The organism is Yoonia maritima (assembly GCF_003003285.1).
GTDB lineage: Bacteria > Pseudomonadota > Alphaproteobacteria > Rhodobacterales > Rhodobacteraceae > Yoonia > Yoonia maritima.
Window position 1 is genome coordinate 23,594 of sequence record NZ_PVTP01000006.1, and the last position, 14,185, is coordinate 37,778.

Consider the following 14,185-nt stretch of genomic DNA (forward strand, 5'->3'; position numbering starts at 1 on the left):
CATGCAACGACCGATCCAGTTTATTGCGAGTATTAGCGTTGCAATGCTTGGCTTCGCTAACCCAGCCGCAGCAAACAAGGTATTCGTCAGCAACGAACGCGGCAATACAATCACGGTCATCGACAGCGATAGCTGGGAAGCGATCGCAGAATTCCCCGGTGGCAACCGACCGCGCGGAATTGGCGTTAGCCCTGATGGAAAGTACCTATACGTCTGCGCCTCCGACGACGATACGATCCGCGTTTTTGACACTGAAACCTACGAAGAAGTCTGGACGCTACCATCAGGCCCAGACCCCGAACTGTTCACAATTCATCCAACCGGAGAGTTGCTGTATATCGCCAACGAAGACGACAATCTGGTCACCGTCGTCGACACGCAAAGCCGTACAGTTGTTGCTGAAATCCCTGTCGGTGTCGAACCCGAAGGCATGGCGATCAGCCCCGATGCGGCGTTTGTGATTAACACGTCTGAAACGACCAATATGGCGCATTTCATTGATACGTCTGACTATCAGATCAAACACAACATACTTGTCGATCAACGCCCGCGTTATGCCGTTTATACGGATGACGGTACAAAGCTATTTGTGAGCTCTGAAATCGGCGGCACGGTCAGTGTGATTGATCCGCTTGCCGCAAACGGCCCTGAATTGACTACCAAAATCGGGTTTGAAGTGGCCGGTGTACAGCCAGAGTGGCTTCAGCCCGTTGGCATGAAAGTCACGGCCGACAATAAGTGGCTATTCGTTGCCCTTGGCCCTGCAAACCGGGTCGCTGTGATTGATGTCGAAAGCCTTGAGGTCGTTGATTACATCCTTGTCGGTCAACGCGTCTGGCAGATGGAATTTACGCCGGGACAGGAATTTCTGATCACCACAAACGGCAATTCAAATGATGTGACCGTGATTGACGTGGCCCGGCAGAAAGCAGTCAAATCGATACAGGTCGGACAGCAGCCTTGGGGCGTGGCAGTGACGCCCGAATAAATATCCTGGGGAGGAAAATTAAATGATTTCAAATATGCGCCGCCGCGTCTTTTCGGCACTCGCCATATCGGCCCTATTGTGCGCGCCTGTGGTGGCAACGGCCCAATCCGATCTGCCCGTTATTCGTGCTGCTGTTCTTAAGATTGGAACCGTCAACTGGGAACTCGACACGATTACCCGCAATGGTTTCGACACCGCGAACGGTTTTACTCTTGATGTCCAACCCTACGCCGACAACGGCGCGACCCGTGTTGCGTTAGAGGGCGGAGAGGCCGACGTCGCGGTTGCTGACTGGATCTGGGTTGCTCGGCAGCGCGCTGCGGGCAAAGACTATGTCTTTATCCCTTATTCTAAAGCGGTAGGCGGACTAGTCGTGCCCGCCGATAGCACCGCCCAAACATTGGCTGATCTTGCAGGTGGCAGCATTGGGATCGCGGGCGGACCAGTCGACAAAAGCTGGCTAATTCTTCGCGCATATGCGCAGCAAGAATACGGCATGGATCTTGCCGCAGAAACCGAACAAGTCTTTGGCGCGCCACCTTTGATATTCCAAAGCGGTCTTTCGGGCGAAACCGACGGGGCGATCAACTTTTGGCATTTCCTAGCCAAGATGAAATCAGCCGGAATGCGTCAGTTGATTTCGGTCGAGGAAGCATCAGTCGCGCTTGGCCTCGATCCAGAGGTTCCACTGCTGGGCTACGTGATGAAAGAAAGCTTTATCGCTGAAAACCCCGGCATTGCTGCCGCGCTATACGGTGCGTCGCGTGATGCAAAAGACCTTCTTGCCAGTGACGATGCCGCATGGGATGCCATCCGCCCGATGATGAACGCAAATAACGATGCCCAGTTCGAAGCACTACGCACCGATTTCCGCGCAGGTATCCCAAAGCCCGGCCCAGTAGACCCTTCAAGCGCAGATAAAATGCTGCAGTTGATGGCAGAGCTTGGCGGTGAGCGGCTTGTTGGAGAGGCGACAACACTACCAGATGGTCTGTTTGCCGCGATCCAGTAATGTCCGTTCGCGCCTTTTCGCTTTTGGGCCTTTTGGGGTTTTGGTTCTTGGTCGCTTGGATCGCGGCCGACCCGCTTGTGCTGCCAATGCCCCAAGAACTGTTCAGCCCTCTTTGGGCTGAACTGAAATCTGGTGAATTACTATTCCACCTTAGCAGAACCCTGATCCGCGTGATCTGGGCCTTTACCCTCGCGATGAGCCTTGGCTTGGCCTTGGGGTTGGTGATGGGCCTATTTCCACACGTGGATCGCTGGCTAGACCCTTGGCTGGTTGTGTTTCTTAACCTGCCGGCCCTGGTCCTGATTGTGCTGTGCTATCTGTGGATCGGCCTGAACGAAACGGCCGCAATCATCGCTGTAACCCTGAATAAAATTCCCAACGTCACAACGATCATTCGCGAAGGTGCGCGGTCACTTGATCCGAACCTAAAGGCGATGACGCAAGTGTTCCGCATGCGCAAACAAAGCGTCCTGCAACATGTGATCTTACCGCAACTTGCCCCATTTATCGCAGGCGCTGCACGTTCGGGCATCGCGGTCATCTGGAAGATTGTTCTAGTGGTCGAATTTTTGGGGCGATCAAACGGTATCGGGTTCCAAATACACCTCTATTTTCAACTGTTCGATGTACGGTTGGTGCTCGTCTATGCGCTGTCATTCATCACAGTCATGCTGCTGGTCGAATGGCTTATCCTACAGCCATGGGAAAAGCGCGTTCGGCGCTGGAGGACAGCATGATTAGCGTCGATGTGCGGTCCAAATCCTATGGCGATGTTCCCGTTCTGCAGGACATCCAGTTTGACGTTGAACAGGGACAGACAGTTGCCATCTTGGGGCCTTCAGGCATCGGTAAATCGACCCTATTGCGTCTGATCGCCGGGATTGACCCCAAGTTCGAAGGCACCGTCAGCAGGCCTAAGAACATGGCAATCGTCTTTCAAGAACCAACGTTGCTTTTGTGGCGTTCAGTCTTTGACAACATCCAATTGATACATCCAGAACTGAGCGAGAGCGCCGTACGCGAGGCCCTATCCGAGGTCGGATTGGCCGACAAAGCCGACCTATTCCCGGGCCAGCTATCGCTCGGCCAGCAGCGTCGGCTATCGCTTGCACGCGGTTTTGCCGGGAACCCGGATTTACTGATTATGGACGAACCATTCGTATCACTGGACGAAAAAACAGCCGATGAAATGCTAACCCTTACGGAACGTCTGATCAGCAAAACCCAACCAGCGACAATATTCGTTACGCACGACACGACAGAGGCAGCCAGATTAGCCACCCAAATTCTGACCCTAGATGGTCAACCAGCAACATTGAAAATTAAGGAGACACTCAAATGAAGATTTTATCCATCCTTGCCGCGCTAACATTGGCAACACCGGTTGTGGCACATGATTTGGGCTTTGCCGGGTTATTGTCCAACAACAACAAAGAAGACCTCGAACCGCTAACCCTTTCCGTTGGGCAGCCAATTGCGGATGCCCCGCTGATGCTCAAATCCGGCACCGCCTATGAAATCGAGATTGAGGCAGACGGAACAGGCGAACTTGCGCTTGAAGGTGCGGGTTTCTTTCGCGCGATCTGGATCAATGAGATCGTCATAAATGGGATCGAAATTCGCCCACTGGGTGTCGACAGCATCGAATTCGACGAGGCAGGCACAGTGGAAATCGAATTCATCGCAATCAAACCGGGCCGCTATGAATTGCGCCAACCCGGATCGACAGGCGATGGTCAACGCATCGAGATTGTGATCCAGTAACTTATGAGCACCCTAAGCGTACAAAATGTGACTTACCGTTATGGCGCAAAAACGGCGTTGGATGACGTCAGTTTTGAGCTAGAAAAAGGCCGCTTTTGTGCGCTGTTGGGACCGAATGGCGCGGGCAAATCAACGCTATTTTCCCTTTTGACACGGCTATTTGTGACAAAACAGGGAACCATAAGCGTCGCCGGACATGACCTCGCACGTGAACCCCGTGCAGCGTTGGCCAAGATCGGCGTCGTGTTTCAACAACAGACGCTCGATTTGGATATGTCGGTTGTCCAAAACTTAAGGTATTTTGCCGCGTTGCAGGGCCTTTCGGGGCGCGCGGCCCAGCGCAACATCGACGCCGCGCTTGATCGTCTGTCGATGCGTGAACGGGCCAAAGAAAAGGCGCGCAGCCTAAACGGCGGTCACCGTCGCCGCATGGAAATCGCCCGCGCGCTTATCCATGAACCAGAGGTATTGCTACTGGATGAGGCCACCGTCGGCTTAGACACCGCAACGCGGCAAGCCATCACCCAACATGTGCATGACCTCGCTGATGACGGTTTATTGGTTTTCTGGGCGACCCATCTTGTTGACGAAATTCAAGACAATGACGACGTGGTGGTTCTGCACAAGGGGCGCATCCTTGCCCATGACAATGCCCGTAAAATCGCCAGAGATGGCACGTTGATCGATGCATTCATGCACATGACCGACACCACACCAGAGCCAAGCCTATGAAGCCGTATCTTGTTTCACTGTGGGCCATCACCCTGCGCGAGGCGATGCGCTTTGTGAACCAGCGGTCACGGTTTTTGGCAGCACTGGTTAGGCCACTGGTCTGGCTCATGGTCTTCGCCGCAGGTTTCCGAGCGGCATTGGGGTTATCGATCATTCCACCCTACCAAACCTACATCACCTATGAGGTCTACATCGTGCCCGGCCTATGTGGCATGATCCAGCTTTTTAACGGGATGCAATCGTCACTTAGCCTCGTTTACGACCGCGAGATGGGGTCAATGCGGCTACTCCTAACCAGCCCGCTTCCTCGTTGGTGGCTATTATTTAGCAAACTTATGGCCGGAGTCGCAGTGTCCATTTTACAGGTCTACGCATTCCTCGCTATCGCAGCGATGTTCGGGATCACGCTGCCAGTGATGGGCTATGTTTACGTCTTCCCAACCCTCATTCTCAGTGGCCTGATGCTGGGTGCACTGGGGCTGCTAATCTCATCAACCATCAAACAGCTAGAGAATTTTGCAGGCGTCATGAACTTCGTTATCTTCCCGATGTTCTTTATGTCGAGCGCGCTTTATCCACTTTGGAAAATGGCAGAAAGCTCTCCACTACTACGCGACATCTGCGCCCTAAACCCATTCACCCATGCCGTCGAATTGATACGTTTTGCAATGTACGAACAATTCAACGGAACAGCCCTGCTTTGGGTCATCTTGGCATTTATCATTTTCCTATGTGGCAGCTTAGTCGGCTATGATCCCGCGGCTGGGTTAAGGCGATCGCGACGCCCGAACGGGCCGTAAGCATAGCAATCCGTCACATCACTACCCATTTGCAACGATGCCTACGCCATTTCCCCGAGATATGCGCGAGCGGATTTTCTATATTTTAAGGCATCGCCTGAGATCTAGAAGTTGCTGGCCCAACTTCGCTATAAAGATTATCCCACAAATCTGTTAAGCCGTGGGAACCATAGTTTACCGTCGTGCGTTCACCTCGGATGCTGTTATCAAAATACAACAAATAGGCACAACTACATGATGAACGTACTCCGCGCCGCCAGGTCAGCTTTGGACAAATTGGGCGTTCGGTTCGCCGTCGTGCTTGCGGTCGCTCTTTTGCCTTTGACAATCGTGTCTGTGCTGCGCTCACAAAGCGTCATTAGCGAAGCGCGCTCTCAGTCCGAGGCGGCGCTGGACGGCGAGACGCTTCGCGTGGTTTCACGTGAGCTCGCGTTGATCGAAGAAGCGAAGGGTGCCGCCATTGCGTTAGCGGAAGTTATACCACAGCTTATGGCGAACCCCGAAAGCTGCATGACATCGATGAAACGTATCGTAGACGCGCAGCCTTTTTCGTTCGCAGGCTACTACGATTTGACCGGTTACATTGCCTGTTCAAACGCTGACGCACCATTTAGCATTGGCTTGACTGAAGATCTTAAAGCGCAAATTTCCGACCCACGGACGACGGTTTTAGTCAATAGGGATGCACCCGTTTCGGGGACTTCGGTTCTATATGCGACCTCTCCTATGTATAACGAAGACACCGAAGAATTGACTGGGTTTGCTGCGGTATCGGTACCCCACCAGGCGCTGGCAGCTGCATCAGAAAAATTCACTGGCAACGTTGCATTTTTGACCCTGAACTGGGACGGTCAAATCCTGACGTCCACTATGCCCTTAGACCGTGCCGATCAGGTGCTTCCCATTGACGGCGAAATTATTGATTACCTAGGTCGACTAGAGCCATTCACCCGCAAAGACCGCACGGGCGTGTTGCGAACTTATTCTGTTGTGCCAATCTTAAATGGGCAGATTTACGCGCTAGGCACCTGGCCAGAGGCAAGCATCAGCAAAAACAATTTCTACATGAGCAGCCCGGGCATGTTCCCAGCGCTTATGTGGTTGGCAAGTTTAGCTGTTGCATGGTTTGCGTCGTCATTGCTGGTCACGGGCCATGTGTTGCGACTGCGCAATGCGATGCGCAGCTTTACCCAAGACCGCAGTCCCACGGACATAGCCAGCTTTCGTAATGCACCGCAAGAATTGCGCGAGGTCGCGCAAGCACATGCTGATATGACCGATCAGTTGATGCGTGACGAAGCGTTATTAGAAGACACTGTGCGGCAAAAAGAGGTTTTGTTGCGCGAGGTCCATCACCGCGTGAAAAACAACCTTCAGCTCATTGCGTCGATCATGAATATGCAGATGCGCGGATCGAAATCTCCCGAAGTGCATCAGTTGATGCGTGGGCTACATGACCGCGTTATTAGCCTAGCGACGATCCACCGTGGTCTATATCAAACCACGGGTCTTGCCGATGTGCGGGTCGATGAATTGCTTGCTGAAATTGTGCAACAGGTTGTGCGCATCGGTGCAGTCGACCACAAAGCCATTGAGGTGAAAACTCAGCTGGACGAGTTACACTTAAACCCAGATCAAGCTGTACCGCTTTCACTGATGGTCACAGAGGCGTTGACCAACGCGCTTAAGTATATTGGCGCACAGGAAGGCCAGCAGCCAAAGCTAACAGTTGAATTAAGATCGCTTGATGGTGACATGGCAGAAGTACTGGTGAAGAATACTTTGCCATCGGTTGTGGCACCACCAGAAAAAATTGAGTCGACAGGGTTGGGCAGTCAGCTGTTAGAGGCGTTTTGCCAGCAGCTTTATGGTGAAATGGAAAAATCTGATGATGGTAAATGGTTTACCGTCAAGGTTGGCTTTCCTGTCGAAGAATTAACACCCAAGCCAGGAGAATAGAAAAAGGGCGGCACGCTGAACGTGCCGCCCTTTTTAAGGTCTTCTATGGCGCATTGCTTAGACTGGCGGACGACCTCGTACCGCGCGTGCAATCATTGTCACCACGAACAGTACCAAGAAGATCAGAAATAAGATTTTTGCGATACCAGCAGATGCGCCAGCAATACCGCCAAAACCAAGTGCTGCTGCGATCAGCGCCACAACAAGAAAAGTAAGTGCCCAAGTTAGCATTGTCTTTCTCCTTCAAGAAAATTTCGTTTGTCTTTGTGATAAGACAACCGCTGAAGGTGGATTTGGTTCCAAAGAAAGCGAGTACTGCTTTACTAAACAAGTTCCTCTGGCGCGCCCGGAACGACCAGCCCATATGCCTTTGCTGGGGCTAAGGCGTAAGGAACAATAAACCCGGAACGCGTTTCTGGCGATTGCGTGGCATTGTCTATCGCTAGTTTCTTCCAATGATCAAACGCAGAGCCAATATCGTAAAATTCAGGTCCAGCAGTATCGTGTAACCAGTGGCCCAAGACTTTGCGCCGCACTGCTTCGACATCTGGCTTGTTTGTTAAAACCACGCCGGCCTCGGCATCCCATTTCATGCTACGCCCGTTCAGATTAGCCGAAGACACGATCGCAGATGTGTCATCAAAAACAGACACTTTTGCATGCACGTAAATGATGGGTGCACCGGATAATGCGGCCCTAGCCATATCTTGGTCGCTATCCGTCGGGCGTCTGGGCTGCACTGGGCTCACCGCCAAAAACCGATCACCAAATGCCCGGCGAACCCTGCGAATTGCGCGCGCCTGAAGGTATTCACCAAAGCGGGCATCAACGCCCCGCGACGCTTCAAACGCAATGTCTTCGGGCGCAGCGGGTAGCAGCAACAACAGCTTTAGGTCAGGATTATCACGCCCTGCCTTTGCCAAAGCCGATGCAATACGCCGATCGCGAAAGAACTGAGTTTCCAAATAGATCAGCTGTTTCGCAGCTTTAATTTGGCGCAAATGTTCCTGCAACAAATCGTCAGCGATATTGTCAGGTGCCAAGGCGAAGGTGTTATTCTTCCATTTCCGCGACAGGGTCCGCAAGAACATCGAATTCGTTTGAGGTAATTCAGATGTGCCAGCAATCGTATCCGGCAAGCTTTGCAAAAATGCAGACGCGTCTCGCGCGACTGCCTTGTCACGAATTATCAGTTGTACATCGTGCCAAGTGTCTTGCGCGGGTTGATCGTGTTTCTGATCGTCATAGCGTCGATCATTCAGATCAAGCCCACCGACATAGGTTGTCGCACCATCGAACACCGCCATTTTATGATGAAGTGTAACCGGGTTAAGCGAGGGCAGCACCTTAGGGCGCACGCATACTTTACCGTCAATCAGATCAAGCACGGGTTCCAAACCCGGCGCATCACTTAAGGCGCTGGCAGGGTCTGAATTTTCGTTCATTTGTTCTGCGATTTCACGCAGTTTTTGGCGGGTCTTAGGAGCAAATAGCATACGTGGAACGATCCCGCCTACTGCCGGGTGCAATTGGCGACGCACCATCAGCATTGCGGCACCCGGTTCGGTCTTATCGTTCAGAGCCTGTAAGATTCGGATGCTTTTTGATCCGGACCGATGCAGATCATATCCGACGATGGGGTCGAAATCAGACAGCAGCAATTCAATTGAAACCCCACGGTTCAACGTTGCGACAATTAAATCTGCCCAGTCTGTCCCAACCTGTAGTGCATCGGTGGACCGTAGTTTTGTTGTCGGGTCAAAAATGCGGAACCCAAGTTCGATCTTGCGTTCCGCAGCAAGAAACAGCGCCTCAAATGCGGGGTATGCTTCTTTGGCGGTGACAAGAACGGTTACGCCACCCGCATTATCGGCCGTCACGTTAGGCGCGCCTAACTGGAAGATGCGCAGTCAGCACAGCCATAGTTCCGGAATCCGTCAGCTCCATTGAATCTTCATCTGATAGATCAAGCAGTTCTACCAACCGTTGACGCGCACGGTTTACACGACTTTTCATCGTGCCTGTCGCAACGCCACACATTTCTGCGGCTTCTTGATAAGCAAACCCAGATGCACCGACCAAAGTTATCGCCTCGCGTTGTTCATCAGGCAGCTGGTTAAACGCGACAAGAAAGTCAGTCATCGCAAGTGCACCGTCATGTTCTGGTTTAACAGACATTGTCGCTGCAAAGTGCCCGTCTGTATCCATAACTTCGCGACGCGTTTTACGGTGATTTGTATAGTAAGTGTTGCGCAAGATCGTGAACAACCAGGCACGCATGTTTGTGCCCTTTTCAAACGATCCAATCGATTTCCAAGCCTTCATCACCGTGTCTTGGACAAGATCGTCAGCAGTTGCCGAATTGCGGCATAAGCTTAATGCAAAGGCGCGCAGCACACCCATGTGCGTGACCAGTTCGTCACGGGGATCCATCGATCCCTCAAAGTCACTTTGTACCATTCTGGTCATCCTGATCCCTCAGTTGGGCCAGCAGCGCGATAAGCTCTGTTGGTAGTTCCTCTGATGCCTTGTCGTCGAACGCTCGGCGAAGATTTTCTTTGATCAGGTTGTCCGCCCGACTTTCTCTCTTGTCTTTGTTCATTGATCTGCCTCTAGTCTTCCCATGCCAACTTACCGCCTCGCCATCTTAGAATAAAAAATTACATCTCATGGAACCAAACTAGGCTAGCCGCGTTTGGTTCCAAAGAAATTGAAAAAAGGGACGATAAATGTCATCCGATGCATCACAAAAGCAATTGTCACTCGTTGTAGCTGAACTTTTGCCATTCCTGCGCCGCTATGCGCGTGCATTGACGGGGTCACAAAAAAGCGGCGACCGCTATGCTGCTATGACTCTTGAGGCACTTTTGACCGACCGCAGCATCTTTGATGAAGCATCAAGCCACAAGGTTGCGTTGTTCGGGGCGTTCCACCGCATTTGGCAAAGCCTAGGCGAACCGGTCCAGAACGATTCAACAGGTCTATCTGGCAAAGCGCTTGTGCATTTAGCGCGCCTTACCGTGAATACCCGTGAGGCGCTGTTGTTGCACACGATCGAAGGGTTTTCTGTTTCCGAAATCGCCGAAATCATGGAAACTGATCAAGATGAGATCAATCATCTGCTGCGCGTTGCCTTGGACGAGATGGAACAATCCGTATCTGGCGACATTTTGGTGATCGAAGACGAGGCGATCATTGCGCTTCACATCAAACAGATCGTCACCGAATTGGGGCACAACGTAACAGGTGTTGCCCGCAAACGCACCGAAGCGGTGAAACTGGCGGGTAAAAAACGCCCGAGCCTAATCCTGTCGGATATTCAGCTCGCGGATGGTTCGTCTGGCATTGATGCCGTCAACGACATCCTAAAAGACGCAGGTGATATCCCTGTGATCTTTATCACCGCCTTCCCAGAACGCTTGCTGACGGGCGAACGACCAGAGCCCGCATTCTTGATCAGTAAGCCCTATACAGAAGAACAAGTTCGTTCGGCCGTAAGCCAAGCAATGTTCTTTTCGTCTAGCGAAGAAATCACAATTTCTTAAAGAAAAGTGGGAACTTTTAGGACTGTTGCCAGTTGGTTTTACGAACGTAACAAACACTGGAGAATTCCAATGGCACAGTCCACAAAAAGCAACGTCTCCGATCTTGGTGGCGACATTAACAAACAAATGGCAGTTCTGCGCGAAGACATTGCGAACCTAACTGCGACCGTCGCGGATTACGGAAAGGCGCAAGGCACCCAGTTGAAATCCGTCGCAATGGATAAAGCTGCAAACGCCGCTACGGCAGGTGCGGCAACTGCAAGCGCGGCAAAGCAAACAGCAGAAGCCAAATATGCCGAGGCTGAAAACGCGGTCCGCGCAAACCCAGGTGCAGCGGTTGGTATTGCCGCGGGTCTTGGTTTTGTTGTCGGCATGCTGACATCGCGCCGCTAATGTTTGGCATCGAAAGAAAAGTAGCAGAGACCGCCCAAAAAGCGGCTCTGTTCTCTGTCAGCGCCATACTGGCAGTGGTCGGAGCCGGCTTCCTAACCGCTGCCGCATGGATTGTGATGACTGAACAGCAGTCAGCATTATTCGCTGCGACGGTGATTGGCTTAGTCTATCTTGGGCTTGCCTTAATCGGCGCCGCTTTTGCATCTCGGTCACGGAACCATTCGCGCCGTAAACCTCTCAACAGTCACAACCCAAACGATCTTTCGCCAATGCAGCTTGTTGCTGTGTCATTCATTCAAGGCCTAGAACAGGGCGCTCGCGCAAAACGTGCGCCCTGATCGATCAAACGGGCATTCCGTCTAACAACACCCGCCCAATGCAACGCGCGGCAAAACGAAATCATGCATTAGTTGGCCATACCAATGCCTATTTCTGCTCACCATTTTTATCATTTTTTAGGACATTCCACGTGCCTAAACGTGGATTGTCAACATTCTTAAGGATCACCGATTATCCATTTGGGCCTTTGCCCACATGGATTTCGGCGGTGTATATTAGAACCCTTAGAGACGTGAAAAACGTCTTTCTTGAACGCGATTGTTTTAAATGGCACGCGAACTTTGCTGGGCCGAAAGTTCTTTTCGGCGCTCTTTAGCATTAGTTACAGAAAGGGATAGGCATGAAAGGTACGGTATTCGTTGAGCTTATCAAAATGGCCGAGGAAGCATTTGGTGAAGACGTTGTTGACGATATGTTGGACAAGACCGACCTCGAAAATGACGGTGCGTTTACAACAGTTGGCAACTACCCTTGCGCGGACCTATTTAAGATAACCAAAGCGTTCAGCTATACATCTGGCCTCAGCGAAGAAGAACTTGAACGGCGGTTCGGCGCTTGGATGCTCGACCATTTTGGTGAAAACTATCCGCACTTCTTTACTGGAAAACCTGATTCATTCGCGATACTCGAAGCTATTAACGGTGAAATTCAGGTCGAAGTCCGCAAGTTATACCCTGACGCCGAACTCCCCGAATTTGAAATTACCAAAAAATCCGCGAAACACTTTGAGATGACATATTCATCGCAACGACCGATCGCGGAATTCTGCCATGGTCTTATCGAGGCATGCGTAAAGCGTTTTGGGCAAACCGCTGACATTCAACGTGCATCCGCGCTCCCCCCCGATGGCAGCACAACGTTTCAAATTGTAATTCGTTGATAGATCAGGTTTCAAATATGTCGACTGGATCAAACGAACGCGTATCGAGGAAACGATACGACCGAGAACTACGTGCCCGTGCAGAAGCCGAAAATCTGCTGGAAAAAAAGAGTCGCGAACTTTTTATGGCTAATCAACAGTTGAATGAATACTCGGCCACGCTGGAAGCCGCCGTGTTGGACCGCACAGTTGAACTCAGCAATGCGCTTGAAAAGGCAGAAGCAGCTTCAACGACGCGGTCCCGCTTTGTCGCCACGATGAGCCACGAAATACGTACCCCTCTGGGTGGTCTGCTTGGCATGATCGAGCTTCTTACCAACGACGAAACCAACCCCTCCAAGCTCGAATTGCTTAAGTACGCGCACACCTCGGGTGAGGCATTAAACCGAATTGTGAATGACGTTCTTGATTTCTCAAAAATGGATGCTGGTGTGTTCGTTTTCGAAGAGGAACACGTAGACATAAGAGCGTTGTCTGACAGTATCATGGCGCTGACACGATCCAACCCAAAGGGCGCGGGTCGTACAATTTTGACAAAAATTGATCGCTCCGTTCCGCCATTATTTCTTGGTGATGCGACACGTATCCATCAAGTTATCTCGAACCTAGTCAGCAACGCTTTGCGATACTCTATTGAAGGCCCGGTTATTTTGCGCGCCAAGGCCATGCCTGCCCCGAATGGTGTATTGTTAAGGGTGGAGGTAGAAGATTTTGGTATCGGAATCGAAAGTGATCAGATCGATAACTTGTTCAAAGACTTTTCACAGATATCGACATCGCTCACAGCTGCAGCGCAGGGTACTGGTCTTGGCCTAGCGATATGCAAACGCATCGTCGAAGGATGTGGTGGCGTGATTGGCGTCGAAAGCACACCACAATCGGGATCAACTTTTTGGTTCGAACTCCCCGTGGAGATTCCCACAGACCAACCTATGGCGCAATCCGAACCGATCACCAACAAGGACCTGCCACATGCGTGCCTTGATGGACGACGCGTACTTCTAGCCGAAGACAACATCATCAACCAAAAGCTATTGCTCACTTACCTCAGACGCATGAACATCAAAGTAGACTTAGCCGAAAACGGTCGTGTGGCGATCGAAAAATTTGCTCCCGGAAAGTACGATCTAATCCTGATGGATGTCGCAATGCCCGAAGTCGACGGCCTAGATGCAACCCGCCAAATAAACGAAAGATGGAACGCCCAAGATATACCGCCAATTTTAGTGCTAACCGCCCATGTTATGGATGCGATCCAAGACAAAGCGGCCTCAGTTGGGATCAAAACGGTCCTGTGCAAACCAATTCCATACGAAGACTTAAAATCGGCGATCGAAGTGGAAATCGCTAACCAGCAGACAAACGTGGCGCACGCGTCAGCCATCACAAAAGACGTGGATGACGCGGCGAGCCTATGTTCGCTCATGTCAGATGACACGGCCCAACAGTTGCTTGAAACATTTTCAATCACCGACTTAACAAATCTCGTCTTACGTTATGTCCAGGATGCAGAAAGCATCTTAGACAAAATGGCGACACTATATGATGAAGAAGAACGTGAATATCTGCGAGCGCAAGCTCATTCACTAAAAGGGTCGTCACTCTCGCTTGGTTTTACACAAATAGCGGCGTTAGCCTTTGAAATAGAACAAAGTTCCACCGATATCGAAGCTACAAAAATGGCTGAAATCGTGAAAGTAATCGCCGACAATTTAACAACCATCAGCGCATGCGCGACACGTTAGAGCATCGCTCACACGACATTGATATGCA

Annotated in this window: 17 protein-coding genes; 13 read left to right on the forward strand and 4 right to left on the reverse strand. The window is 51.4% G+C overall.

The features are described 5' to 3' along the window. Position 1 precedes the first annotated feature (1 nt). From CLV80_RS10095 to CLV80_RS10130, 8 genes are all read left to right on the forward strand, one after another. On the forward strand, positions 2-988 hold the full coding sequence (locus CLV80_RS10095) for a YVTN family beta-propeller repeat protein (RefSeq protein WP_106357712.1): 987 nt from the start codon (positions 2-4) through the stop codon (positions 986-988). Between the two features lie 22 nt (positions 989-1,010). Continuing rightward, positions 1,011-2,000 (forward strand): ABC transporter substrate-binding protein, encoded by a 990-nt coding sequence (locus tag CLV80_RS10100; protein WP_243394506.1) that lies wholly within the window; start codon positions 1,011-1,013, stop codon positions 1,998-2,000. Beyond that, entirely contained in the window at positions 2,000-2,737 is a 738-nt protein-coding gene (locus CLV80_RS10105) for an ABC transporter permease (RefSeq protein WP_106357714.1), read from the forward strand. Before CLV80_RS10100 ends, CLV80_RS10105 begins: the two co-directional genes overlap by 1 nt. Next, positions 2,734-3,342, forward strand: coding sequence for an ABC transporter ATP-binding protein (locus tag CLV80_RS10110; protein ID WP_106357716.1), 609 nt, complete (start codon positions 2,734-2,736; stop codon positions 3,340-3,342). Before CLV80_RS10105 ends, CLV80_RS10110 begins: the two co-directional genes overlap by 4 nt. Beyond that, on the forward strand, positions 3,339-3,764 hold the full coding sequence (locus CLV80_RS10115; protein ID WP_106357718.1) for a cupredoxin domain-containing protein: 426 nt from the start codon (positions 3,339-3,341) through the stop codon (positions 3,762-3,764). The genes CLV80_RS10110 and CLV80_RS10115 overlap by 4 nt, the downstream gene beginning before the upstream one ends. A gap of 3 nt (positions 3,765-3,767) precedes the next feature. Continuing rightward, the gene (gene pedB, locus CLV80_RS10120; RefSeq protein WP_106357720.1) at positions 3,768-4,496 is read left to right on the forward strand and encodes a lanthanide ABC transporter ATP-binding protein PedB/LutE; all 729 of its coding nucleotides are present in this window, start codon (positions 3,768-3,770) and stop codon (positions 4,494-4,496) included. Next, complete coding sequence (gene pedC / locus CLV80_RS10125; protein WP_106357722.1) at positions 4,493-5,296, forward strand: lanthanide ABC transporter permease protein PedC; 804 nt, start codon at positions 4,493-4,495, stop codon at positions 5,294-5,296. The genes pedB and pedC overlap by 4 nt, the downstream gene beginning before the upstream one ends. Positions 5,297-5,530: 234 nt before the next feature. Further along, positions 5,531-7,255 carry a sensor histidine kinase gene (locus CLV80_RS10130; RefSeq protein WP_106357724.1) on the forward strand — a complete coding sequence of 575 codons (1,725 nt, stop codon included), beginning with the start codon at positions 5,531-5,533 and terminating at the stop codon, positions 7,253-7,255. A 57-nt stretch (positions 7,256-7,312) separates the two neighbouring features. On the opposite strand, the gene CLV80_RS10135 is transcribed toward CLV80_RS10130, so the two are convergent. From CLV80_RS10135 to CLV80_RS18460, 4 genes are all read right to left on the reverse strand, one after another. Continuing rightward, complete coding sequence (locus tag CLV80_RS10135; protein WP_106357726.1) at positions 7,313-7,486, reverse strand: DUF1328 domain-containing protein; 174 nt, start codon at positions 7,484-7,486, stop codon at positions 7,313-7,315. Between the two features lie 92 nt (positions 7,487-7,578). Continuing rightward, positions 7,579-9,135: a phospholipase D family protein gene (locus CLV80_RS10140; RefSeq protein WP_106357728.1), complete on the reverse strand. Its 1,557-nt coding sequence runs from the start codon at positions 9,133-9,135 to the stop codon at positions 7,579-7,581. 1 nt (position 9,136) lies between these two features. After that, positions 9,137-9,715 carry an RNA polymerase sigma factor gene (locus CLV80_RS10145; protein ID WP_207766558.1) on the reverse strand — a complete coding sequence of 193 codons (579 nt, stop codon included), beginning with the start codon at positions 9,713-9,715 and terminating at the stop codon, positions 9,137-9,139. Beyond that, positions 9,702-9,857 carry a NepR family anti-sigma factor gene (locus CLV80_RS18460; protein ID WP_165793365.1) on the reverse strand — a complete coding sequence of 52 codons (156 nt, stop codon included), beginning with the start codon at positions 9,855-9,857 and terminating at the stop codon, positions 9,702-9,704. Before CLV80_RS18460 ends, CLV80_RS10145 begins: the two co-directional genes overlap by 14 nt. A gap of 127 nt (positions 9,858-9,984) precedes the next feature. On the opposite strand from CLV80_RS18460, the gene CLV80_RS10150 reads away from it, so the two are divergent. The 5 genes from CLV80_RS10150 to CLV80_RS10170 all read left to right on the forward strand — a co-directional run bounded on the left by CLV80_RS10150 (position 9,985) and on the right by CLV80_RS10170 (position 14,157). Beyond that, positions 9,985-10,800 carry a response regulator gene (locus tag CLV80_RS10150; protein WP_106357734.1) on the forward strand — a complete coding sequence of 272 codons (816 nt, stop codon included), beginning with the start codon at positions 9,985-9,987 and terminating at the stop codon, positions 10,798-10,800. Between the two features lie 69 nt (positions 10,801-10,869). Further along, positions 10,870-11,193, forward strand: coding sequence for an ElaB/YgaM/YqjD family protein (locus tag CLV80_RS10155; protein WP_106357736.1), 324 nt, complete (start codon positions 10,870-10,872; stop codon positions 11,191-11,193). Continuing rightward, the gene (locus CLV80_RS10160; protein ID WP_106357738.1) at positions 11,193-11,531 is read left to right on the forward strand and encodes a phage holin family protein; all 339 of its coding nucleotides are present in this window, start codon (positions 11,193-11,195) and stop codon (positions 11,529-11,531) included. Before CLV80_RS10155 ends, CLV80_RS10160 begins: the two co-directional genes overlap by 1 nt. Before the next feature lie 341 nt (positions 11,532-11,872). Continuing rightward, the gene (locus CLV80_RS10165; protein ID WP_106357740.1) at positions 11,873-12,412 is read left to right on the forward strand and encodes a heme NO-binding domain-containing protein; all 540 of its coding nucleotides are present in this window, start codon (positions 11,873-11,875) and stop codon (positions 12,410-12,412) included. Positions 12,413-12,537: 125 nt separating this feature from the next. After that, positions 12,538-14,157 carry an ATP-binding protein gene (locus tag CLV80_RS10170; protein ID WP_165793366.1) on the forward strand — a complete coding sequence of 540 codons (1,620 nt, stop codon included), beginning with the start codon at positions 12,538-12,540 and terminating at the stop codon, positions 14,155-14,157. Positions 14,158-14,185: the final 28 nt, after the last annotated feature.